The sequence below is a fragment of the Mesopusillimonas faecipullorum genome (genome assembly GCF_020539505.1).
In the GTDB taxonomy this organism is placed as follows: domain Bacteria; phylum Pseudomonadota; class Gammaproteobacteria; order Burkholderiales; family Burkholderiaceae_B; genus Mesopusillimonas; species Mesopusillimonas faecipullorum.
Window position 1 is genome coordinate 23,835 of the sequence record NZ_JACDXW010000002.1, and the last position, 21,316, is coordinate 45,150.

Annotated in this window: 21 protein-coding genes; 18 read left to right on the forward strand and 3 right to left on the reverse strand. The window is 57.1% G+C overall.

Annotated features, from left to right (window positions below; translation table 11 throughout):
• Positions 1-27 precede the first annotated feature (27 nt).
• From H0484_RS03435 to flhF, 8 genes are all read left to right on the forward strand, one after another.
• Positions 28-1,761, forward strand: coding sequence for a methyl-accepting chemotaxis protein (locus tag H0484_RS03435; protein WP_226953048.1), 1,734 nt, complete (start codon positions 28-30; stop codon positions 1,759-1,761).
• A complete protein-coding gene (locus H0484_RS03440; RefSeq protein WP_226953049.1) occupies positions 1,758-2,603 on the forward strand; it encodes a CheR family methyltransferase in 846 nt (281 codons plus the stop codon). Before H0484_RS03435 ends, H0484_RS03440 begins: the two co-directional genes overlap by 4 nt.
• The gene (locus H0484_RS03445) at positions 2,600-3,658 is read left to right on the forward strand and encodes a protein-glutamate methylesterase/protein-glutamine glutaminase (protein ID WP_226953050.1); all 1,059 of its coding nucleotides are present in this window, start codon (positions 2,600-2,602) and stop codon (positions 3,656-3,658) included. Before H0484_RS03440 ends, H0484_RS03445 begins: the two co-directional genes overlap by 4 nt.
• A gap of 83 nt (positions 3,659-3,741) precedes the next feature.
• Positions 3,742-4,131 (forward strand): chemotaxis response regulator CheY, encoded by a 390-nt coding sequence (gene cheY / locus H0484_RS03450; RefSeq protein ID WP_226953051.1) that lies wholly within the window; start codon positions 3,742-3,744, stop codon positions 4,129-4,131.
• Between the two features lie 12 nt (positions 4,132-4,143).
• Complete coding sequence (gene cheZ / locus H0484_RS03455) at positions 4,144-4,782, forward strand: protein phosphatase CheZ (RefSeq protein WP_226953052.1); 639 nt, start codon at positions 4,144-4,146, stop codon at positions 4,780-4,782.
• A 145-nt stretch (positions 4,783-4,927) separates the two neighbouring features.
• Positions 4,928-6,073, forward strand: a complete 1,146-nt coding sequence (gene flhB / locus H0484_RS03460; protein ID WP_226953053.1) for a flagellar biosynthesis protein FlhB — start codon at positions 4,928-4,930, stop codon at positions 6,071-6,073.
• Positions 6,070-8,172, forward strand: coding sequence for a flagellar biosynthesis protein FlhA (gene flhA / locus H0484_RS03465; protein WP_226953054.1), 2,103 nt, complete (start codon positions 6,070-6,072; stop codon positions 8,170-8,172). Before flhB ends, flhA begins: the two co-directional genes overlap by 4 nt.
• The gene (flhF, locus tag H0484_RS03470; protein ID WP_226953055.1) at positions 8,169-10,454 is read left to right on the forward strand and encodes a flagellar biosynthesis protein FlhF; all 2,286 of its coding nucleotides are present in this window, start codon (positions 8,169-8,171) and stop codon (positions 10,452-10,454) included. The genes flhA and flhF overlap by 4 nt, the downstream gene beginning before the upstream one ends.
• Positions 10,455-10,488: 34 nt before the next feature.
• Here the strand turns inward: flhF and H0484_RS03475 are convergent, their stop codons facing one another.
• The 3 genes from H0484_RS03475 to flgA form a co-directional block, all read right to left on the reverse strand.
• Entirely contained in the window at positions 10,489-10,971 is a 483-nt protein-coding gene (locus H0484_RS03475; RefSeq protein ID WP_226953056.1) for a flagella synthesis protein FlgN, read from the reverse strand.
• A gap of 11 nt (positions 10,972-10,982) precedes the next feature.
• Positions 10,983-11,261 (reverse strand): flagellar biosynthesis anti-sigma factor FlgM, encoded by a 279-nt coding sequence (flgM, locus tag H0484_RS03480; RefSeq protein ID WP_226953057.1) that lies wholly within the window; start codon positions 11,259-11,261, stop codon positions 10,983-10,985.
• A 90-nt stretch (positions 11,262-11,351) separates the two neighbouring features.
• A complete protein-coding gene (gene flgA / locus H0484_RS03485) occupies positions 11,352-12,077 on the reverse strand; it encodes a flagellar basal body P-ring formation chaperone FlgA (protein ID WP_226953058.1) in 726 nt (241 codons plus the stop codon).
• A gap of 179 nt (positions 12,078-12,256) precedes the next feature.
• On the opposite strand from flgA, the gene flgB reads away from it, so the two are divergent.
• The 10 genes from flgB to flgK all read left to right on the forward strand — a co-directional run bounded on the left by flgB (position 12,257) and on the right by flgK (position 21,280).
• Positions 12,257-12,661: a flagellar basal body rod protein FlgB gene (flgB, locus tag H0484_RS03490; RefSeq protein WP_226953702.1), complete on the forward strand. Its 405-nt coding sequence runs from the start codon at positions 12,257-12,259 to the stop codon at positions 12,659-12,661.
• An 11-nt stretch (positions 12,662-12,672) separates the two neighbouring features.
• Entirely contained in the window at positions 12,673-13,080 is a 408-nt protein-coding gene (gene flgC / locus H0484_RS03495) for a flagellar basal body rod protein FlgC (protein WP_226953059.1), read from the forward strand.
• A gap of 11 nt (positions 13,081-13,091) precedes the next feature.
• Entirely contained in the window at positions 13,092-13,781 is a 690-nt protein-coding gene (locus H0484_RS03500; protein WP_226953060.1) for a flagellar hook capping FlgD N-terminal domain-containing protein, read from the forward strand.
• 71 nt (positions 13,782-13,852) lie between these two features.
• Positions 13,853-15,085: a flagellar hook protein FlgE gene (gene flgE, locus H0484_RS03505; protein WP_226953061.1), complete on the forward strand. Its 1,233-nt coding sequence runs from the start codon at positions 13,853-13,855 to the stop codon at positions 15,083-15,085.
• A 23-nt stretch (positions 15,086-15,108) separates the two neighbouring features.
• Positions 15,109-15,858 carry a flagellar basal-body rod protein FlgF gene (gene flgF, locus H0484_RS03510; RefSeq protein ID WP_226953062.1) on the forward strand — a complete coding sequence of 250 codons (750 nt, stop codon included), beginning with the start codon at positions 15,109-15,111 and terminating at the stop codon, positions 15,856-15,858.
• Between the two features lie 46 nt (positions 15,859-15,904).
• Positions 15,905-16,690: a flagellar basal-body rod protein FlgG gene (gene flgG / locus H0484_RS03515; protein ID WP_226953063.1), complete on the forward strand. Its 786-nt coding sequence runs from the start codon at positions 15,905-15,907 to the stop codon at positions 16,688-16,690.
• 2 nt (positions 16,691-16,692) lie between these two features.
• Entirely contained in the window at positions 16,693-17,379 is a 687-nt protein-coding gene (locus H0484_RS03520) for a flagellar basal body L-ring protein FlgH (protein WP_226953064.1), read from the forward strand.
• Between the two features lie 26 nt (positions 17,380-17,405).
• On the forward strand, positions 17,406-18,542 hold the full coding sequence (locus H0484_RS03525; protein ID WP_226953065.1) for a flagellar basal body P-ring protein FlgI: 1,137 nt from the start codon (positions 17,406-17,408) through the stop codon (positions 18,540-18,542).
• 33 nt (positions 18,543-18,575) lie between these two features.
• Entirely contained in the window at positions 18,576-19,592 is a 1,017-nt protein-coding gene (flgJ, locus tag H0484_RS03530) for a flagellar assembly peptidoglycan hydrolase FlgJ (RefSeq protein ID WP_226953066.1), read from the forward strand.
• 53 nt (positions 19,593-19,645) lie between these two features.
• On the forward strand, positions 19,646-21,280 hold the full coding sequence (flgK, locus tag H0484_RS03535) for a flagellar hook-associated protein FlgK (protein WP_226953067.1): 1,635 nt from the start codon (positions 19,646-19,648) through the stop codon (positions 21,278-21,280).
• The last annotated feature ends 36 nt before the right edge of the window (positions 21,281-21,316 follow it).

Sequence of the window (21,316 nt, forward strand, 5' to 3'; positions counted from 1 at the left end):
AAAGACAACTAAAAGGAGCTTACCTATATGGGTCGCGCAGTATCTCTCAATAATCTTAAGGTGCGCACCAGCTTGACTGGCGTGCTCGTGATATTCGTTCTGATGCTGTTGGTAGGGGCGGGGGTCGGGTTGTACTCCATCCGTGGAAACAACCAAACGCTGAACCATGTGACCAATATGCAGAACACCCGGGCCGCGTTGTATGACGCCATAGACGCCTTCAAGTCGGTTCAGGTGTATCTCGGCCTGGGGGTCGAGACAGTGTTGCAAGGCAAGCTGGACCAGATGACGCGGGCTTACGAGCAACCGGAAGGCAATCATATTTTCAGCCGGGGTGGGTCTGTTGAGGAGTTCATCAAACAGGGCAAGCAAGCCTTTGCCGAATCCCAAAAAAAATACGAAGAGTTCCGTCAGTTGACGCTGCACGATAAGCATCGCGTCTTCCTTGGGGTCAACAATGCTTACACATCGCTGATGAATGGCGGGGTTGAACCCTTGTTTGATTTTCTGGAGCAAGGTGACATAGAGGGCTATAACGCCTACAAAGACAGCACGGGCGAGTATCTGCAACAAGATCTGTACGAGGCCGTCAACCAGTTCAACAAGTATCAGCAGCAAAATCTGGCGCAGATCTCCGAACAAGAAGCCGTGCATTATCAGCGCGTCGTGCTGCTGGTGCTGCTGGGCTTGGCCGGCGCCTTGATACTGGCCATCTTGGTGTATGTGTTTCTGGATCGCGCGGTGCTGCGTCCCTTGCGTCAAGCCGGTACTTATTTTGACCGTATCGCGAATGGTGACCTTACCCAGAGAGTGGCTGGCGCCTCTCGTAACGAGATTGGTGCTCTGAACAATGCTTTGCGTCGCATGCAGGAAGCCCTGACTCGCATCGTCACCGAGGTGCGCCAAGGGGTCCAGGAGCTCCAGCGTGGGGCGCACGAAATCCACTCCGGCAATATCGAGCTAAGCGCGCGTACCGAGCAACAGGCCGCTGCCTTGCAGCAAACGGCAGCCAGCATGGAGCAGTTGTCCAGTACCGTACGTCAGAACACCGACAATGCGGAACAGGCGGACAAGTTGGCGGTGCAGGCCTCGCAGGTGGCCCAGAAAGGGGGGCGCGCGGTGGGTCAGGTCGTGGGCATCATGGAAGAAATCTCGGCAAGCTCCGGAAAAATCGCCGATATCGTTAGCGTTATTGATGGCATCGCGTTTCAAACCAATATTCTGGCGCTGAACGCCGCTGTGGAAGCCGCACGGGCGGGTGAGCAGGGCAAAGGGTTTGCTGTCGTGGCGGCTGAGGTGCGTTCGTTGGCACAGCGCAGCGCACAGGCAGCCCGAGAAATCAAAGATCTCATAGAGGGCTCTTTAAACACCATACGGCAAGGAGCAAGCGAGGCCGGTCAGGCGGGCACGGTCATGCAAGAACTGGTGAGTTCTGTAGAGGGTGTCACAACTTTGATGCGCGAGATTTCTTCTGCTTCTCGAGAGCAGTCGGATGGCATTACCCAGGTAAACGTGGCGGTGGCCCAAATGGATGGCGTGGTGCAGCAAAATGCCGCGTTGGTTAGCGAGGCCACCGCAGCTGCGGGTTCTTTGCAAGAGCAGGCGGACAGACTTGCAGTGGCGGTGTCCGTATTCAAGCTCAATGCGTCCGAAGTATTCGAGATGCAAAGCGCGTCGGAGCGACTGCACGCCGAGTCTTCCCAAGAGAAATCGCCACCTGACGATTACGCTCGTTTGCAAGCACCTCAAGGCGCCCTATGACCGCATCCGGTAGCCGGCTGTTTTCAGCGCCGGCAACCCAATTGCCTATGTCCAGCGAAGATTTCGCTCAAGCAGCACGCTTGCTTAGCGACCGCACGGGTATTGTGTTGGGTGATCATAAAGAAGAGATGACCGCACGCGTGCTGGATGCGCAGGCGCGCAAGAGCGGTCAGGGCAGCGTGGCCGCCTATTTGGCCTATTTGCGACAGCATCCCCAGGCCGAGATATGGCAGTCTTTCATTAACGCCTTTACTGTCAACCACACGGCTTTCTTCCGCGAACGCCACCATTTCGAGATTCTGGCTGACTTTGCTAAACAAAGGCCGGCACCCATCAGCGTCTGGTGTTGCGCGGCGTCTACCGGTGAAGAAGCCTACACCATTGCCATGACTTTGCTGGAGGTCTGTGGGCGGGCGCCGTCCCGAGTCTCGGTCCTGGCTACCGACATTGATAGCAAGGCTATCCAAAAGGCCCAGCGCGGAGTCTATACCGCTGAACGCGTCAAGGCTATTCCCGAAAACCTGCTGCGCCAGTATTTTCAACGGGGACGAGGCAGTAACGAGGGGCTGGTCAGGGTAAAGCCCGTACTGGGTGAGTGCATACGATTCCAAACCTTGAATCTTGTGGAGCCAGCCTGGCCCATAGATCAGAAGTTCGATGCGATTTTCTGTCGAAACACCATGATCTATTTCGATAAAAAAACGCAGGTGCGTATTCTTGAGCGTTTTGTCCCCTTGCTTAAGAAGGATGGCCTATTGTTTGCAGGCCATTCCGAGAATTTCACCTATTTGACCCAGGTCTTTCGCTTGCAAGGCCAGACTGTTTATCGTGTTGTCTCATGAAAAAAATCCGGGTTCTGTGTGTTGATGATTCCGCTCTGGTGCGTAGGCTCATGACGGAAATCATCAATAGTCACCCCGATATGACGGTAGTGGCTGTGGCGCCTGACCCCTTGGTCGCGCGCGACCTGATTAAAGTTCACAACCCGGATGTGTTAACGCTGGATGTCGAGATGCCGCGTATGGACGGTCTGGATTTCCTCGAACGTTTGATGCGTTTGCGGCCCATGCCGGTTGTGATGGTGTCGTCACTGACTGAGCGCAACTCCGAAGTCACTTTGCGTGCCCTGGAACTGGGTGCTGTGGACTTCGTCACCAAGCCTAAGTTGGGCCTGCGTGAAGGTATGTTGGGCTATAGCGAGTTGATTGCTGAAAAAGTCCGAGCGGCGGCGCAGTCGCAACCTCGCCCTCGGTTCGCCCGGAGCAATGATGTTGCACCGGTCAAACGCTTAAGTTCGGTACTGGTAGGCACCGAAAAAATAATCGCCATTGGCGCCTCGACAGGGGGCACCGAAGCCATACGGCAAGTGTTAGAGCCCCTGCCGGCAAATAGTCCGGCTATTCTCATTACCCAGCATATGCCTGCGGGTTTCACGCGCTCCTTCGTGCGTCGACTGGACAACCTGTGCGCAGTGCAGGTTCACGAGGCCGAAGATGGTCAGCGCGTTTTACCCGGGCATGTGTATCTGGCACCCGGCGGCCTTGCTCACATGCTGCTTGAGCGCTCAGGCGCCAACTACGTGGTCAGGCTGGACCCTAGCGAGCCGGTAAACAGGCATAGGCCATCGGTGGATGCTTTGTTCCACTCAGTGGCCAGGGTGGCGGGAAGAAATGCGGTGGGAGCCATATTGACAGGTATGGGCAAGGACGGTGCACAAGGTTTGCTGGCGATGAAGCAGGCTGGAGCGCTTACCTGCGCGCAGGACGAAGCCAGCAGTGTGGTGTATGGAATGCCGCGTGAGGCGGCATTGATAGGCGCAGCCGATGTGGTGTTGCCTTTGTCCGAAATCGGCGCTTACTTACTGAAGAGCGCCGGGGCCTATGGGCACCGTGTGTAACGGCTAGCCCAGCTTGTACGAATGGAAGTAGGCGGCGTAATTGTTGGATGCGTCGTCAATCTTGAGTGAAACGGAGAATTAAATTGGTAAACAAAGCCATAAAGATACTGGTGGTCGATGACTTCCCCACCATGCGGCGTATTGTCAAAAACCTGCTTAAGGATCTCGGCTTCGAGAACGTGGACGAGGCTGAGGATGGCGTCATGGCCCTCGAGAAGCTGCGTAATGGCAATTTCGAGTTTGTCTTGTCGGATTGGAATATGCCCAATATGGATGGCCTGACCATGCTCAAGGAAATCCGCGGTGATGCCAATCTGGCCAATCTTCCGGTGCTTATGGTGACCGCCGAGGCCAAGAAAGAAAACATCATAGCCGCTGCCCAAGCAGGCGCCAGCGGCTATGTCGTCAAGCCGTTTACGGCGGCTACCCTAGAAGAAAAACTCAACAAGATCTTTGAGAAGATCGGTGCCTGACGGAGGTTGAAGATGGAGCATAGTGCGGCGCTCGAATCAGAAAATACTCGGCCTGTTGCGGCTGAACCTACCGAACACCTGCTCAATCGAATTGGGCAACTGACGCGCATGTTACGTGAAAGCATGCGAGAGCTAGGCTTGGATCAAGCCATCAAAGAAGCTGCCGAGGCGATTCCCGATGCGCGTGATCGGTTGGGGTACGTGGCACGCATGACTGAGCAGGCAGCCAACCGGGTGCTCAACGCCGCCGAAGACATCCAGCCCTTGCAGACCGACATCCAGCGTGACGCGCGCAGCTTGGCCTCGCGCTGGCAGAGCATGCCATCGGGTGATGCCGATTTGGCCGCCGACACCCGTGTTTTCTTGGCGGACGTCGATACCAAGACTCAGCGTACGCAAGAAAACCTGCTGGACATCATCATGGCCCAGGATTTCCAGGACTTGACCGGCCAAGTCATCATGCGCATGTTAGGCGTGGTAGACGCCATTGAAAAAGAGCTGGTACAAGTGCTGATCGAGAACGTTCCCGCAGAAAAGCGCGAAGACACGGAATCGCTGATCAATGGCCCGCAAACGCGAACCGAGGGGCGGCCGGATATTGTCACGAATCAGGACCAGGTAGACGATTTGTTGAGCAGCCTGGGCTTTTAAGCCCAGCAAGGTTGCGAATCGCGGGAACAGGCAGCATTTCAAGGGTTTACTTTGTCCTATGGCGTCAGCCGGGACTCGTTAGAATCCTGGATTGCCCCACGCTGGGGGGCGTACGCACGTCCTGTCATCCACCCCGTATCCTGCCATGGCCGAGGAAAGCGACCTAGAAAAAACCGAAGCCGCCACGCCCCAGCGCCTTGAAAAAGCGCGAGAAGAGGGGCAAGTGGCGCGTTCGCGCGAGCTGAATACCTTCGCGATTCTCGCGGTGGGTGCTGGCGGTTTGTGGTTGATGGGCGGTGAATTAGCCTACATGATCATTCAGATCATTCAACAAAACATGTGGTTCGACCCCAGCTTATTGCTATCAACCGACCATATGCTGTTGCAGGCAGGCAAGGCAGCCTACCAAGTCTTGTGGGGCATGGCTGGGCTGTTTGGTCTGCTTGCCGTGGTGGCTGTGCTGTCTTCCGTTGCGTTGGGCGGTATGGTGTTAAGCGGTAAGGCCTTGGCCCCAAAGTTCGAGCGTTTGAACCCGCTCAAGGGCATCAAGCGCATGTTTTCGGCGCACACCTTGGTCGAGCTGTTCAAAACGCTGGCTAAGGCCGCCGTGATAGGGACCATAGGCGCTTGGGCTATCTTGGCCTCTATGGATGAGTGGTTGTCTTTAACCCGGGCCCCTTTGCACGAGGCGCTTGTGGGGGGCATACATCGTGTGGCGCTTACCTGTGTAAGCATTGTGGCGGCATTGCTGTTGGTCGTGTTGATCGACGTGCCTTGGCAGTTATGGAGCCATTACAAAAAGCTGCGCATGTCACGGCAAGACGTTAAGCAGGAACACAAGGAAAGCGAAGGTGATCCGCTGCTCAAAGGCAAGATCCGTCAGATGCAGCGAGCGGTCGCCAAGCGTCGAATGATGGCGGCGGTTCCCAGCGCAGATGTCGTCGTCACCAACCCTCAGCATTATGCCGTGGCCTTGTCTTATCAGTCGCAGAAATGGCAGGCACCGCGGGTAGTTGCCAAAGGGAGCGGGTTGGTGGCTGCGCGTATACGCGAGCTGGCAACGGAAAATCGTGTGCCCCTGGTGCGTGTGCCGCCCTTGGCGCGCGCTTTGCATCATCACGTAGAACTGGAACAAGAGGTGCCTGCCGCCTTGTACGAAGCTGTGGCACAGGTTCTGGTTTGGGCCTATCAGCTGCGCGCCGGAGCGCCGTCTGCTTCAACATCCGCTGTGCACCCAGAGGACATCCAGGTACCCCCTCAATGGGATCCTGAGGAATCGAATCGTCAATGAGTCAATTACTAGCATATTTAAAAGGAGGCGGTGCGCAGCAAGCCCGCCTGCTGGCCGGGCCCATACTGATTCTGCTGGTGCTGATGATGATGGTGCTGCCTTTGGCGCCCATCGTTCTGGATCTGTTTTTTACGTTCAATATTTCTTTGGCGGTGATGATCCTGTTGGTGGCAATGTTCACCAAGAAACCCCTGGATTTTGCCGCTTTCCCCTCAGTCTTGCTGTTTGCGACATTGCTGCGTCTGGCGCTGAACGTCGCCTCGACACGGGTCGTGTTGATGAATGGCCATAAAGGTCCGGATGCCGCAGGGCAGGTCATCGAGGCTTTTGGTCATTTTCTGGTGGGTGGCAATTTTGCGGTCGGCCTGATTGTGTTCATCATTCTGGTCATCATCAACTTCATCGTCATCACCAAGGGGGCCGGTCGCATCGCCGAAGTGGGCGCACGCTTTACCCTGGACGCCATGCCCGGCAAGCAGATGGCGATAGACGCGGATCTCAATGCCGGGCTGATCGGCGAAGATGAGGCACGTCGACGTCGTCAGGAAGTTGCTCAAGAGGCTGAGTTTTACGGTTCTATGGACGGCGCCAGCAAATTCGTGCGCGGCGACGCGGTGGCCGGGCTTCTCATCATGGTCATCAATATTATTGGCGGGCTGATTGTGGGGGTGGGTCAGCATGGCCTAAGCTTTGCTGAAGCGGGGCACGTTTATACCTTGCTGACTATAGGCGATGGCCTGGTTGCTCAGATTCCCGCCCTTATCATCTCTACGGCAGCCGGCGTTGTGGTGTCGCGAGTGGCCACCGATCAGGACATTGGCCAGCAGATGATGGGCCAGTTGTTTTCGAACCCCACCGTCCTGTTTATTACGGCGGTCATCCTGTTCACCATGGGCATGATTCCGGGCATGCCGCATTTTGCTTTCTTGACGCTGGCCGCCGTGCTGGCTTGGGTAGGCTGGATGATTCATCGTCGGCGCCAAGCCCAGGCCGGCCAGGACACGGCAAGTGAAGTGCACAGCCAGCAAGTCAGCCAAGCCGCCGCGGCGGAGGCCAGTTGGGACGATGTGTCGCTTGTGGACCCTATGGGCCTGGAGGTCGGTTACCGTCTGATTTCCTTGGTGGATCATGCTCAGGATGGAGAGCTGTTGCATCGCATACGCAGCTTGCGCAAAAAGTATGCCCAAGATGTGGGCTTTTTACCGCCGGTCGTGCACATTCGGGACAACCTGGAGCTCAAGCCTACCGAGTACCGTATCCTTTTCTCGGGGGTAGAAGCGGGGCGGGGTATCGCCATGCCCGATCAATGGCTGGCGATTGATCCTGGCGAAGTCACCCATAAGCTACAGGGTCAGATGACGACGGATCCCGCTTTCGGTCTGCCGGCGGTATGGATAGATGGCGCCACGCGAGAGTCAGCGCAGATCGCCGGCTATACCGTCGTCGACGCCAGTACCGTCATCGCTACCCATTTGAACCATCTGATGCATCGTGAGGGGGCCAGTCTGATAGGGCGCTCCGAGGTGCAGCAGTTGCTAGAGCACGCCAATAAAGTGTCGCCCGGCTTGACCGACGAGTTGGTGCCCAAAACCATCAGCTTCTCGCAGCTGCAGAAGTTGTTGCGCGGGCTGCTGGCAGAAGAGGTCCCCGTGCGCGATATGCGCACGATCATAGAAACTATTTTTGAGTATGCCCCTCGTTTACTCGCGGATGCCGTCAATCCGGATGAGGCGCAGATGCTGGCCTTAACGCGTGTGGCCTTGGGGCGCGCGATCACCCAATACTGGTTTCCCGGAAGTGGTGAAGTTCGCGCTATTGGTTTAGAGCCTCGTCTTGAGCGCGTGCTGATGCAAGCGCTGACTTCCAGTGGGGCGCTTGAACCCGGGTTGGCAGAGAGTCTGTTGGTTCAGGCCCAGCAAGCCGTCCAGACCCAAGAGGCCCAGGGCGAAACAGCGGTGCTGGTCACGCCTCCAGCGTTGCGTGCCTCTTTGTCACGGTTCCTGCGGCATCATTTGCCCCATCTGGCAGTGCTTTCCAGCGCAGAGATTCCCGATGAGCGCATGCTCAGATTCACCTCCTGGATAGGAGAAATGGCATGAGTGTGAGCCGATTTTTCGGGGTGACCACTAGGGAAGCGTTGAGACAGGTACGCATGGCGCTGGGCCCGGAGGCCTTGATTGTTTCCAACCGCCGCGTTAATGGCGGGGTGGAAATTCTGGCAACTGACCAAACGGAAGTGCTTGCGCAGCCACACACTGAAAGCGAAAAGGCGGCTGTTTTGGCCGTCGAACCCTCAGCGCAGAAGGCAGAGATTCCGGACAAGGAAACCTTAGACTTACAACAAGTCGTGGGTGATCTGCGCGGCATGCTGGAAGCACGGATGGATGAAATGCTGTGGGGACAGCAATTGCAGCGTGCACCGGTGGTGCTTTCGGTTTTTCAGCGCTTGCTGAGCATGGGCTTCAGTACCCGTTTGCTGCGAGCCATGCTCAAGCAATTGCCCAACCAGCTTTCCGAGCGTGCTGCGCTAGACTGGTGTCGCAATGAGCTCATCAAGCACTTGCCTGTGTCGGTTCAGGAAGAGCGAACCTTGAGGGCAGGAGCCGTGGTGGCGCTGGTAGGGCCCACGGGGGTGGGCAAAACCACCACCATTGCCAAGCTTGCCGCGCGCTGTGTGCGTAGGCTGGGGGCGGGCAATGTGGTGTTGCTCACGACCGATACCTACCGAATCGGTGCTCACGAGCAGCTGCGCATCTATGGCCGCCTGCTGGGCGTGCCGGTGCATGTCGCAGAAGGTGCGGCGCAGTTGGAAGCCCTGGTGAGAGAAGCCGGCCCGCAAAAGCTGGTGCTCATCGATAATATAGGAGTGAGTCAACGCGATCAGTATGTGGGCGCGCAGGCGAGCCTGCTTGCCGCCGCGTCTGCGCGTGTTGTGCGTCTGCTGGCTTTGAACGCCGCTAGCCATGGCGACACGCTGGACGAGGTCGCGCGACGTTATCTTAATGATGGCGGCCCACCCGTAGTGGGATGTCTGGTGACCAAAGTGGACGAGGCCGGACGGCTGGCACCCGTATTGGACACTTGCATTCGCCATCGACTACCCATACATTTTGTGAGCACTGGACAGAAAGTGCCTGAAGACATGATGGTTGCGGACGCGTCTTGTCTGGTGGATCGTGCCTTGAGTGCCGCAGAGGGCTCTGCCTTGTTTGCTCCTAGCCAGGCGGATCTGGCCATGTTGATGGCGGCTCATGGCGCTACGGGGCCCGCTCAGCCGGTATCTTCCAGTAGACCCGTCAACATGGAAAACCTCTTGTCTCTGCTTTCAGGCCGGGGTTGCGATCTGCGTGTCGACGAACTCGAGGCTGCATGCCGGCGTGTGGATGAGCACCTGGTGACAGCACTGGCTTACGAGAGGTTTCATCAATCGGGGGAAACTCAGGCCGCCGCGGAGTCGCCACAGCAGCTGGCCAGAATGGAGCGGGCTTTGAGTGTGCTTGGCGCCGAACAGGCTATCACTTTGTCGGGACAAGTCCGTCTTAACGGAAGCTTCGGTGGGCAGACCATCCGTGCCGCGTTGCTGGCTTCCCCTGACGGATTATGGATAGCCAGCCCCTGGCAGGTATGGTTACGAACGGATGGCTGGGTGGCCAGTGATGGGCGGCAAGGCGTCCAGATTCCGGCGGCAGCTCATCTGGATCAGCTCATGGAGCAGTTTTTGGCTGAGGGTCAGCTGGCTCAGCTACGTGTATACGAGGGCAAACCCACGGTAGCTTCGCAGCAAAGCGATTGGCTGGCACCTTGTACCCTTCGCAGTAGTTTGCGGCATGAAGGCGAGGCCAGCGTTGCCACCGCTATCGCGCGCCAGCTTTTGCACCAGCCTGTAGCGTTGCAAATGAGCCAGCTTCTTTGTATGGGCTTGGGTTGGCAGGCACAGGAGGTTCAATGGTGGGCGGCGCAAACCGTGGTGTCCAGAGCAATGCGGGGGGCAGAGGAGCAAGAGCTAGCGTTTTTCAGCTTGAGAGCGCAACGACGCAGTGATGGGCTTGTGCTCAAGCAATGGCTGGCAGTCGCCAAGCTGTCTCACAAGGCTCCGGCCCCCGAGCAGTGGGGGCGGTGGCTGCTTTTGCACGCCTCACGAGCAACGATATTCAAGCTGGCCGGTTTGTATTGGCAAGCCTTGACGCACAAGCGCTTGCCGGGAGTGCAGCAGGCAGGGGTGGCCGTACAGTTGGCCTTGTCGACCGCGCAGATGCTGGATGACCCCGTGCTGGCTAAGGTCTTGCTGGCCTTGGCTGAAGGCGGGTCGCCCAATCTGGAGAACTTGTCTAGAGCCGGCTGCAAGCTCTTTGAGCTTAAGCGCGTGTTGTCTGGTGTTTGAACTACCGGGCTTGGCGCGCGACTAAGGCGCGGATTTAGCCGGCTGTGATATGGGTGCGGCCAGCGGGGAGTGCGCCCGATGCTCGGCCACTGGCATTGTACAAAGGTTCAGTTGCCTGCCCCGTGAGTTGGCGCAGATCGGCCAAGGTGTGCTGGGTATGGCGCAGGTAAGTCTGTATGACAGTGCCGTTTTGCTCGTTCAGCTGGCGGGCTTGATCGGCTATATCTTGAAGCTCGGTGAACAGAGGGGCCAGGGAGGGATGTAGCCGCAACGCTTGTTGCAGCCCTTCAGGGCTGGCGTCGAGATCCAATTGCAAAAGGGCTTGGTTGCGGACGTTTTCCAGCGCCTCGAACCGTTGAATGCAGCTTAGCTTTGTCGCTGTGCTGGTGGCCAACAGTTCTGCTTGGCTGGGGTCTTGAAGCAATTGGGATTCGTGTTGCACCGCCGTCAAGAACTCACGTGCGAGCGTCAGTTGACGGTCAAGACAGGTTTCCAGGGTTTGCAGTACTGAAGACATGGGGCGTATTTCTACTTGAGCAGTTCGCGAGCGCTAGCCAACAGGGAGTCGGCTATGCGGCTGGTGTCTATTTTGAGCTGCCCTGATGCAATGGCGTCACGGATAGCCTGAACTTTTTGCATGTCTACGTCGTGAGCGCCGCTGCTGAGCGCAGAAAGCTGACGAGCCGTGTCGCTAAGGTCGACGGCTTGGCCTGCTGCAGGTTGGCTGGACGACGCCTGGGCGCGGGACTCGCGCGCCGTACTGAGGGCGGCTAGCTTGGCATGAGGCGAAGAGGAGGAGATTTTCACGGTTGTTTTGGGGCCTGGCGACGATCTGGGGTTAAGTATAGTGGCTTACGGAAATATCCGATGGTTCTTTAGGGTAGGCATGGTAGCGGCCTACATAGTTAGCAATACAGTGTAAGCGTTTAGAACTCGCCCTTGAACAATTTGGCCTGAAGCCGTGCGGGCCTGAATGATGGCGCCGGGTCCTCCGGACTGCATGGCCGTCCCTTCGCCGGAGGCGGTGAAGCCCTCACCCCGTACCTCAAGTGTGACGGTTTGGCCCCTGGAAACCGAGTGCGGTGCCTGTAGGGTGTTGCGTTTGAAGACTTGCCTGGCAGCAATGCGTTGCACTGTTGTGTGGCCCAGTACTTCTTCGTGCGAGAGCGCGGCCCCGGCGGGCAGACGCATCAGATCGCCGTCGCGCAAGGCTACATCGTGTTCGCCAAGAACTGTATTGGGGGGCAGGGCGCGGGCGGCGACTGGATATTGACCCATGAGTTTCAGCTGTACGGGCACGTAGGCGACCCAAGGCTTGGGATCCAGACAGCGCAAGCCGACACTGAACCGTGAGCGAAGCTCGCCTTGGCCGGCAATAAAAGCCTCAAGCTGGGCGCATGTGGCTTGTTGCGACAGCTTCGTCGTATCTAACTTTATTTCTGCCTCACCCTCAAAGCCCTGCTGGCGAATTTGTTGTTCAAGGTAGGCATGTATCAAGGCATGCGGGGTATTTTGCTGAGGGGGAGGTGTATCAGCTAACGCCGCAGCGCCTAGTGGCAAGCAGCCAAGCAAAACAGCAAGCAAGAGCTTGGCAAGCGAGAACGGACGCGAAATAGCAGGCATGGCGCCATTCTACTGAGGGGGTCGAATTCTTATCGATGGGAATAGGCAAAGAAATACTGGGCTGTTTCGCGGTTTGTCATGAGACCCAAGCCGCTACCATGATGGCCAATTCCCTGAAAAGGGTTTGGTGGATTGCGGATATCTATCTTAGCGATAAACCTAGCCCTCAAGTCCAGCCCATGACCGATCCCATCAGCCGCGACCTCGATTTCTTCCAGAATGCGATTTCACTGCGCCAGCAGCGGCAAGAAGTATTGGCGACCAACATCGCCAATGCTGATACGCCTAACTATAAGGCCAGAGATTTTGATTTCAGCCAGGCTCTGCTTAAGGCCGGGGGCGGTTCGTCGTCCTCGTCTTTGCCATTGGCGCGTACCTCGGATCGTCATTTGCCCGGCGTAGCAGGTGCCGGCGCAGCGGTGCCATTGCAATACCGGCAAGCCGTCCAACCCAGCCTTGATGGCAACACAGTGGATATGGATGTTGAACGGGTGCAGTTTGCCGACAACACATCCCGCTATCAAGCCGATCTCACACTGATTTCGCAGCGCTTGAAGTCCATCAACGCGGCTTTGGCGCAATAAAACAGGAAAGTATGTCTACCTTCAACATCTTCCAGATCGCAGGTTCGGCACTGACGGCTCAGTCGCAGCGCATGAACGTATCGGCCAGCAATATGGCCAATGCCAATAGTGCTGTCGGGCCTGACGGTCAACCGTATCGTGCCCGCCAGGTCGTATTTCAGCTAGACCCGCTGCAGGGGCAATCCGCCGTGGGTGGCGTGCGGGTTTCGGCGGTGATAGAAAGTTCAGCGCCGGCACGCATGCAGTATGAACCCGGCAATCCTTTGGCAAACGAGCAGGGCTATGTCACTTTGCCCAATGTGGATACCGTTGCCGAGACTGTCAACATGATCTCTGCATCACGCTCGTATCAAGCCAATGTGGAAGTCATCAACACAGCCAAGAGCCTGATGACGCGCACGCTCAGTCTTGGTCAATAAGGCTGCACATCATGAGCACAATCAACGCTACCTCAAGCAATACCGCGGCAGCGGCCCTGGCCCAAGCGTCACAAAGCAGCAGCCTGATGGGCGATACCCAGGATAGGTTCCTGACGCTGTTGGTTACGCAATTACGCAATCAAGATCCCTTGAACCCCATGGACAACGCGGCGGTCACGTCACAGATCGCGCAGCTTTCTACAGTCTCGGGTATCGAGCAGCTCAACAACACTTTGCTGGCGCTCTCGGGGCAGATGGATTTGTCTCAGTCCATGCAGGCGGCTTCCTTCATTGGCAAAGAAGTGCTGGTGCCTGGGGACAAGATTCGTTTGGGCAGCTCGGCAGATGGGCAGGGCAAGGTTGCTACCCCTTTCGGTTTCGAACTGTATTCAGATGCCAAGAGCGTTCAGGTTTCGATTCTGGATGGCAGTGGCCAAGTGATGCGCCTGTTGGAACTGGAAGCCCACACCGCCGGCATCTACAGCCTGGAGTGGGATGGCCTGAACGATAAGGGCCAAGCCGTTTCAGACGGCGCGTATCAGGTGTCGGTACGTGCTTCGGATGCGGACGGTAATGCATTGGCCTCCGAAGCGCTGACCTACGGCAAGGTAGGCAGTGTGGCGTATTCGTCTGCCGGCCTTAGGTTGGATCTTGGCCTGGCCGGCACGTATTCGCTGTTCGACGTTCGCAAGGTCATGTAAGTATTTTCTTAGGCTCGGGTTCAAACAGCTGCGGGCTTGTCTAGTAAAGATTCTTCAGAAAGAGGCACATCATGGGTTTTGGTCAGGGCTTGAGCGGCTTGAACGCCGCGTCGCAGGATCTGGACATCATTGGCAACAATATCGCCAACTCATCCACGGTCGGTTTCAAGGCTGCCTCGGCGGTCTTTGCCGACGTCTATGCGCAATCTCAGGCTGCCGGCTTGGGGGTTCAGGTGGCCGACGTCAAACAGCGTTTCTCTGTAGGCAATATCAACATTACCGGTGGCCAGTACGATATCGCCATTGATGGCGAGAAGGGTTTCTTCCGCGTGTTGGATACCGGCGGACTGGTGAACTACACGCGTAACGGGCAGTTCGGTGTCAACGAGAATTACGACATCGTCAATGCTCAGGGCGCCAGGCTAACGGGTTTCGGTCTTGCCGCCGACGGCAAAACGCCTAACACCAACCTGGCGCCAGTCAAGTTGCCAGTAGGCAATATGCAGCCGATCGCAACCTCGCTGATTACGACGCAAGCCAACTTGGATGCGAATGCCCCGGTGATCACTGATGCCTTTGATCCTGCGTTGCCGGGTACCTACACGCACATGTTGCCCATAACGACGCATGACTCTTTGGGCAATCGGCACGAGCTTTCGCAGTATTTCGTCAAAAAACCCGGTGTAGGCAACGAGAGCGTGTGGGAAGTGCACTACCGTTTGGCTGATGGCACGAATGCCGTCATGGTAAACGGTCAGGTTGGCCCCCACGAGATGCGCTTTAGCGACAACGGCGTATTGTCTAGCGGGCAGTTTGTCACGCTTGCGATCCAGAACCCCGGCGGTACGGCCACGCCTGCAGCAGACATGAGCATAGATGTGTCTTATACGGGGTCTACCTCTTTTGGTAGTGACTTTGCCCATACTTTTACGCAGAACGGCTATGCCACTGGCGAGTTCGCCAGTATTTCCATTGCTAACGACGGCGCCATCATGGCGAATTACACCAATGGGAAAAGCCAAATTGCGGGGTTCATTGCCTTGGCCAACTTTGCCAACCTGCAAGGCTTGAAGGCGGTGGGTGGCAACGCCTGGGTCGAAACCACAGCTTCTGGTCAGCCTGTGGTGGGTCAGCCCGGCACCAATGGGCTGGCACTGCTTAAGGGGCAGGCCGTCGAGGCGTCTAACGTAGACATGAGCCAAGAGCTGGTCAATATGATCGTTGCGCAACGTACCTATCAGGCGAACGCTCAATCTATCAAGACCCAGGATCAAATCCTGCAGACTCTGATTTCCCTGCGTTGAGTTGTTAGGCTGAACGAGTTCTTATGGACCGCATTCTATACACGGCAAGTGGCGCCGCCGCACGCATGCTTGAGCAGCAGGCGGTGGTTAGCAATAACCTGGCCAACGTCAATACCACTGGCTTTCGGCAACAGTTGTCCATGCAACGGGCGGTGCCCTTCGTGGCCGATCAGGGTTTGCCTACTCGGGTAGCCACGGTAGCGGCTACCCAAGGCAGCGACCTCTCCAGCGGGCCTTTGGCAGAGACCGGCAACCCTTTGCATGTGGCCTTGCAAGGGCCGGGTTGGTTTGCGGTACGTACGCCTGAAGGCGAGGCTTACACGCGCGCGGGCGAGTTCGCCGTCAATGCCGAAAATCAATTGGTGACGCGGGCGCAAGGCTATCCCGTGTTATCTGTCGACGGAGAGCCCATGGAAATCCCCGACCGGGGCACGGTGACGTTCTCTTCGGATGGCCAGTTGACCGCACTGGGCGCGGGAGACCCGCCGAACACCATACAAGTGGTGGGCCAGATCAAGTTGGTCAATCCCCAGGCGGACTCATTACAACGTGGCGAAGATGGGTTTTTCCGCAGCCAAGGGCAAGCCGCAGTTCAGGCGGATCCGGGTGTGCGCATCGTGTCGGGCTTTCTTGAGAAAAGCAATGTCAATGCCGCGCAGGCCATGGTCGCCCTGATAGAAAACGCTCGGCAGTTCGAGATGCAGATGAAGGTTATACGCGATGCATCGGCAAATGCTGAGCGCGCCAATGGCATTTTGTCGGCAGGCAATTAAAGATCACTGGGGCTGCGTCAGCCCAATAGTTTGAAAAGGAAGCAAGATGATTAGGTCCTTATGGATAGCCAAAACGGGGCTTGAAACCCAGCAGACCAGCCTTGATGTCATTTCCAATAACTTGGCCAACGTCAACACGGCGGGCTTCAAACGTAGCCGAGCCGTTTTTGAAGACTTGCTTTATCAAACGATGCGTCAGCCTGGTGCGCAGGTTGGGGCTGCCAATCAACTGCCCTCGGGGTTGCAAGTGGGCACCGGGGTGCGCACAGTGGCTACCGAGCGCCTGCATACTCAGGGCAACCTGCGCGAAACCGGTGACTCCATGGATATCGCGATCGATGGGAAAGGCTTTCTGCAGGTCGAGATGCCGGATGGCTCTTTCGCTTATACCCGCGATGGAAGTCTGCAGGTTGACCAGAATGGCCAACTGGTAACAGCCGGTGGTTACCCGATTCAGCCGCCCATCAATATTCCCGATAATGCGCTGGAAATCACCATCGCCCGAGACGGCACGGTATCTATTACTCAGCCGGGGGCGGTCGGCACCAGCGTGCAAGTGGGGCAGCTACAGCTCAGCACCTTTATCAATCCCACAGGTTTGCAAGCCATAGGCGAGAATCTTTTTGTTGAAACAGATGCCTCGGGCGTTGCCAACTTTGCCCAGCCTGGCCTGGATGGTGCTGGTTTGGTGCGTCAAAAATTCGTCGAAACATCTAATGTCAATGTGGCCGAAGAGCTGGTCAATATGATTACCGCTCAGCGTGCCTACGAAATGAACAGCAAGGCCATCCAGACCTCTGATCAGATGCTGGCGCGGCTGGCGCAACTGTAACCATGCAGAGCATGCTGTCGCGAATCACGGCTTTCGGCATGGCTTTGTTGCTGGGCGGCTGTGCGCTCATTCCGCCTGACCCCGTGGTGACCGGGCCTTTAACAGCTACGCCGCCTCCAGTGGAGGCCGTGCAGCGCGAGGCCAACGGGTCTATCTATCAACCCACCGTTTACGGAAACTATCCACTGTTTGAGGATAGGCGCCCGCGTAACGTCGGGGATATTGTCACCATCCTTATTCAAGAGCGTACCAACGCCGCCAAGAACGTTTCTACTTCGTCGTCCCGCTCGGGTAGTGCCGGTCTGGGCTTGAATACGGTTCCCGACTTCTTCCCTCCAGGTTTCGGGCCTCAGCAGGGCTTTGACATGGAAGGCACCAACGATGCCCAAGGTGTGGGCTCCAGTCGGGCGGACAATCTTTTCACCGGCACGATCACCACCACCGTGGTTCAGGTGCTGCCTAACGGCAATCTACTGGTTGCGGGCGATAAGCAGATGGCTATCAATCGCGGCAGCGAACATGTGCGTTTCTCCGGCGTGGTAGACCCTCGTTCTATCACTGGCGCCAACACAGTGTTGTCCACTCAGGTAGCAGATGCCCGGATCGAGTTCCGCAGTCAAGGCCGTATGGACGAAGTCCAGACCATGGGCTGGCTGCAGCGCTTTTTCCTGAACATCTCTCCGTTCTAGTTCCGTCAATGAAAGCTCACAACTCCATGAATACCCGCAGCAAGGCGGCCAAGGTATGGCGTCTTTATCGCGCAGTTCTGCTGGCGGTTTGGTTTGGGGGGCTATCTCTGTCTGCGCAGGCTGAGCGTATCAAAGACTTGGCCTCGATACAGGGCGTGCGCTCTAATCAGCTGGTTGGTTATGGTTTGGTCGTTGGGCTGGACGGCAGTGGGGATCAAGTGCGTCAGGCACCCTTTACCCAGCAAAGCCTAACGAATATGTTGGCGCAGCTAGGGGTGACGGTGCCGCAAGGCACCAATATGCAATTGCGTAACGTAGCGGCCGTGATGGTCACCGCTCAGTTGCCGGCATTCTCCAGACCCGGCCAGAGCATGGACGTGGTGGTGTCGTCTATGGGCAATGCCAAGAGTTTGCGTGGCGGTACTTTGCTGATGACGCCGCTCAAAGGGGCAGATGGGCAGGTTTATGCGCTTGCCCAGGGTAATTTGCTGGTGGGGGGCGCAGGCGCCCAAGCCGGCGGGGCCAGTGTACAGGTCAACCAGCTAAATGGCGGCATTATCAGCAATGGCGCCATCGTAGAGCGTTCGGTGCCCACCACCTTTGCTCGTGATGGGCGTATTTATCTTGAAATGCACACCACGGATTTTGGTGTCGCTCAGCAAGCCGCCTTGGCGATCAATCAGAGCATAGGGCCGGGTGTCGCAACGGCCTTGGATGGCAGGGTGGTCGAATTGCGCGGCCCCTTGGATCCTAATCAACTGACTGCCTTCCTTTCCAACATCGAACAGGTGCAAGTCAAGCTTCCGCCAGCGCGTGCCAAGGTAATTATCAATGCGCGCACCGGTACGGTCGTCATGAACCGCACTGTCACCATAGAGGAAGCCGCCGTAGCGTATGGCAACCTGTCGGTTGTTATCAGTCGCCAACAACAGGTCAGTCAGCCGGACACGCCTTTTGCCGGTGGTCAAACCGTGGTTACCGACAACACCCAGATCGAGATGCGTACGGATCAGGGCGCGCTTAAACGTATTCGCACCAGTGCCAATCTGGTTGATGTGGTCAAAGCGCTTAATACCTTGGGCGCTACCCCGCAAGATCTGCTTTCTATTCTGCAAACCCTGAAAAGCGCAGGCGCCTTGCGTGCCGATCTTGAGATCGTTTAAGGGCAACTCTCAACCTCAGTAATCACGACTGCTATGGCCACGCCGGTTCATTATCTTTCCTTACCCACTCAGGGCGATTCCATCTTCGACATGGGGAGAGCCGATAGGCGGCGTCCCCTTAGTAGCGCTGCGCGCGAAGAGGACGTGGCCCGGCAGTTCGAAGCGCTGATGTTGCAGCAGTGGCTTAAGCAGGCCCGTCAGGCGTCTGGGGGCGATGCGCTTTTCGACAGCGAGCAGACGCGTTTTGCTCAAAGCCTGGGTGACGAGCAAATGGCCTTGCAGCTATCGCAGCCTGGCCTGGGTTTGGCACAAGCCTTGCTGGCACAGATTCGGGAAGGGCAGGGGGTACAACAAATGGCCTCGACAGAGTTGCCACTACGTACCTCCCGACGCTCTGAGTTGCGTTCTCACGTGGGCCAATCCGAGACGGGTGAAGCAGTGGCTGGTTCATTCGAGCGCCGCGTAGGCAAGTTGCTGTCTTCGGTTAGCCGGGCCGGCGCCGCCTTGCTCTCGGCAGTCAGCGGTGCCCCAGGCCATATCGAGCGGTTCGTTACCAAAATGGCGCCGGCAGCACAGAAGGTGGCCGACGAAACGGGCTTGCCCGCCGCACTGATCTTGAGTCAGGCGGCTCTGGAATCTGGCTGGGGTAAGCGCGAAATCCTGCACGATGATGGCAGCACCAGCCACAACCTTTTTGGGATCAAGGCGACGGCTTCATGGAAAGGCAAAGTCGCTGATGTCATGACGACAGAGTACGTGGCAGGACAAGCGCAGAAGCAGGTGGCGTCTTTCCGTGCTTATGACTCTTACCATGACTCCTTCAGGGACTATGCCCGCTTGCTGGGAAGCAGTGATCGCTATCAGGCCGTACGCGAAGCGGCTACCGCCGAACAAGCGGCCTTTCGCGTGCAAGAGGCCGGCTACGCCACAGACCCGCAATACGCCGAGAAGCTTTTAACCATCATGCGCTACTTCGAGGTGCGTAGCAGTGCTGAAAGTCTGCGTGCGAATGCCGGCACCGCATCGACGCATCCTGATTCCCAGGCCTAAACCATTGCCATTTTTGGCCGTTAAGCAGTCCGAGTCTTTCTCGTGGAGCACGCATGAACCTTGCAAAAATCGGCCTGTCGGGCATAAATGCCGCCTCGCATAACCTGCAGACGACAGGTCACAACATCAGCAATGCCGCCACGGAAGGTTATAACCGCCAATCGGTGTCGATTTCGACGGCAGGCTCGCAAAGCATAGGATCGGGGTTCATAGGGCGTGGCGTAGCGGTCGACACGGTTAATCGTTCCTACGATGGTTTTCTTTATCGCCAGCTCGTGCGTGCCGAAAGTACAGGCGCAGCCCTGACAGCCTACGGCACCGAAATTACCCAGCTCAATAATCTATTTGCTGATCGCACCGTGGGCATCAGCCCCACTTTGGCCAAATTTTTTGATAGCGTCGATGCGGTAGCCTCTTCGCCTTCCGACCCGGCTGCACGCAACGAGATGTTGGGGCGCGCCAACGCTCTGGCGGCCCAGATCAACGATGCCCAAGCTTTCATTGATGCCCAGCGCGGCGACGTCAACACGCAACTGGGCACGCTGGTTAAGCAGATTAACTCGCAGGCCCAACGCATCCAAGAACTCAACCAAAGCATACTCGAGGCGCGTGCCGGCAACCCGAATCACGCGCCCAACGATTTGCTTGACCAAAGAGATCTTGCCGTCAAAGACTTAAATCAGCTGATAGACGTGCGTGTGCTCGAACAAGACGGCACATTCAACCTCACCATAGGCAACGGGCAAATGCTACTGGGTGGCAGCCAGCTCTTTCCCTTGCAGGTCGTGCCGTCGGCCAATGACCCGGCGCGCATGACAGTGGCCTACTCCGTGCAAAAAACCGGTGGCGGTACGCTGGCCGTAGAAATGCCCGAAACGTCTATAAAGGGCGGCACGCTGGGTGGGCTGATGCAATACCGCTACGAGGTTCTGGATGCGACCCAGAACGAGCTTGGGCGCTTGGCGGTAGGGCTGGCACTTGAATTCAACCAGGTGCACGAAGGGGGGTTCGATCAAAATGGGGCCAGCGGCAAAAGCTTCTTCGACGTTGCGCAACCCAAAGTCATACGCGGGCAGGGTACCCAAGGCAACTTGGCTGTCACCTTCAACGATACGGATGCCTTAACCGGGCACGATTACCAGTTGCGTTTTGACGGCACCAATTACGTGGTAACCGATTTAACGACCGGTAAAACAGTGCACGAATCCGGAACGCCTCCCGGCGTGTTGGACGGCCTGGACTTCTCGGCCCTGAGTGGCGTGCAAGAGGGGGATAGCTGGATGATACAACCCACACGCAATGCTGCCGCTTCATTAAGCGTACAACTGACAGATGCCGCCAACATTGCGGCGGGGGCCAAAGGGGGCGACGCCGACGGCGACAACGCCTTGTTATTGGCTAAGCTGCGCAGCGCCAAGACCTTGGGTGAGGGCACCCTGGATTTCAACGAAGCGTACTCACGTATCGTGAACTCGGTGGCGGTGCATGCGCAAAGCAATGGCACGGCTGCCAAGGCCCAGCTGTCACTGATCCAACAAAACCTTTCTGCTCAGCAGGCAGTGTCGGGCGTGAACCTTAACGAAGAGTACGTCAATCTCATGCAGTATCAAGAGCATTTTCGTGCGGCTTCGCGGCTGATAGACGTCAGTTCCACCCTGTTCGACACTTTGCTCGGCCTTAAGGCCTGATGCGGACTCAGCGGCTTGCTACATGCTAGCCGTGTC

Excerpts from the sequence above, each read along its gene's own strand:
- H0484_RS03435 (WP_226953048.1), top strand. The coding sequence starts at position 28 with ATGGGTCGCGCAGTATCTCTCAATAATCTTAAGGTGCGCACCAGCTTG.
- H0484_RS03440 (WP_226953049.1), top strand. The coding sequence starts at position 1,758 with ATGACCGCATCCGGTAGCCGGCTGTTTTCAGCGCCGGCAACCCAATTG.
- H0484_RS03445 (WP_226953050.1), top strand. The coding sequence starts at position 2,600 with ATGAAAAAAATCCGGGTTCTGTGTGTTGATGATTCCGCTCTGGTGCGT.
- cheZ (WP_226953052.1), top strand. The coding sequence starts at position 4,144 with ATGGAGCATAGTGCGGCGCTCGAATCAGAAAATACTCGGCCTGTTGCG.
- flhB (WP_226953053.1), top strand. The coding sequence starts at position 4,928 with ATGGCCGAGGAAAGCGACCTAGAAAAAACCGAAGCCGCCACGCCCCAG.
- flhA (WP_226953054.1), top strand. The coding sequence starts at position 6,070 with ATGAGTCAATTACTAGCATATTTAAAAGGAGGCGGTGCGCAGCAAGCC.
- flhF (WP_226953055.1), top strand. The coding sequence starts at position 8,169 with ATGAGTGTGAGCCGATTTTTCGGGGTGACCACTAGGGAAGCGTTGAGA.
- H0484_RS03475 (WP_226953056.1), bottom strand. The coding sequence starts at position 10,971 with ATGTCTTCAGTACTGCAAACCCTGGAAACCTGTCTTGACCGTCAACTG.
- flgA (WP_226953058.1), bottom strand. The coding sequence starts at position 12,077 with ATGCCTGCTATTTCGCGTCCGTTCTCGCTTGCCAAGCTCTTGCTTGCT.
- flgB (WP_226953702.1), top strand. The coding sequence starts at position 12,257 with ATGACCGATCCCATCAGCCGCGACCTCGATTTCTTCCAGAATGCGATT.
- flgC (WP_226953059.1), top strand. The coding sequence starts at position 12,673 with ATGTCTACCTTCAACATCTTCCAGATCGCAGGTTCGGCACTGACGGCT.
- H0484_RS03500 (WP_226953060.1), top strand. The coding sequence starts at position 13,092 with ATGAGCACAATCAACGCTACCTCAAGCAATACCGCGGCAGCGGCCCTG.
- flgE (WP_226953061.1), top strand. The coding sequence starts at position 13,853 with ATGGGTTTTGGTCAGGGCTTGAGCGGCTTGAACGCCGCGTCGCAGGAT.
- flgF (WP_226953062.1), top strand. The coding sequence starts at position 15,109 with ATGGACCGCATTCTATACACGGCAAGTGGCGCCGCCGCACGCATGCTT.
- flgG (WP_226953063.1), top strand. The coding sequence starts at position 15,905 with ATGATTAGGTCCTTATGGATAGCCAAAACGGGGCTTGAAACCCAGCAG.
- H0484_RS03520 (WP_226953064.1), top strand. The coding sequence starts at position 16,693 with ATGCAGAGCATGCTGTCGCGAATCACGGCTTTCGGCATGGCTTTGTTG.
- H0484_RS03525 (WP_226953065.1), top strand. The coding sequence starts at position 17,406 with ATGAATACCCGCAGCAAGGCGGCCAAGGTATGGCGTCTTTATCGCGCA.
- flgJ (WP_226953066.1), top strand. The coding sequence starts at position 18,576 with ATGGCCACGCCGGTTCATTATCTTTCCTTACCCACTCAGGGCGATTCC.
- flgK (WP_226953067.1), top strand. The coding sequence starts at position 19,646 with ATGAACCTTGCAAAAATCGGCCTGTCGGGCATAAATGCCGCCTCGCAT.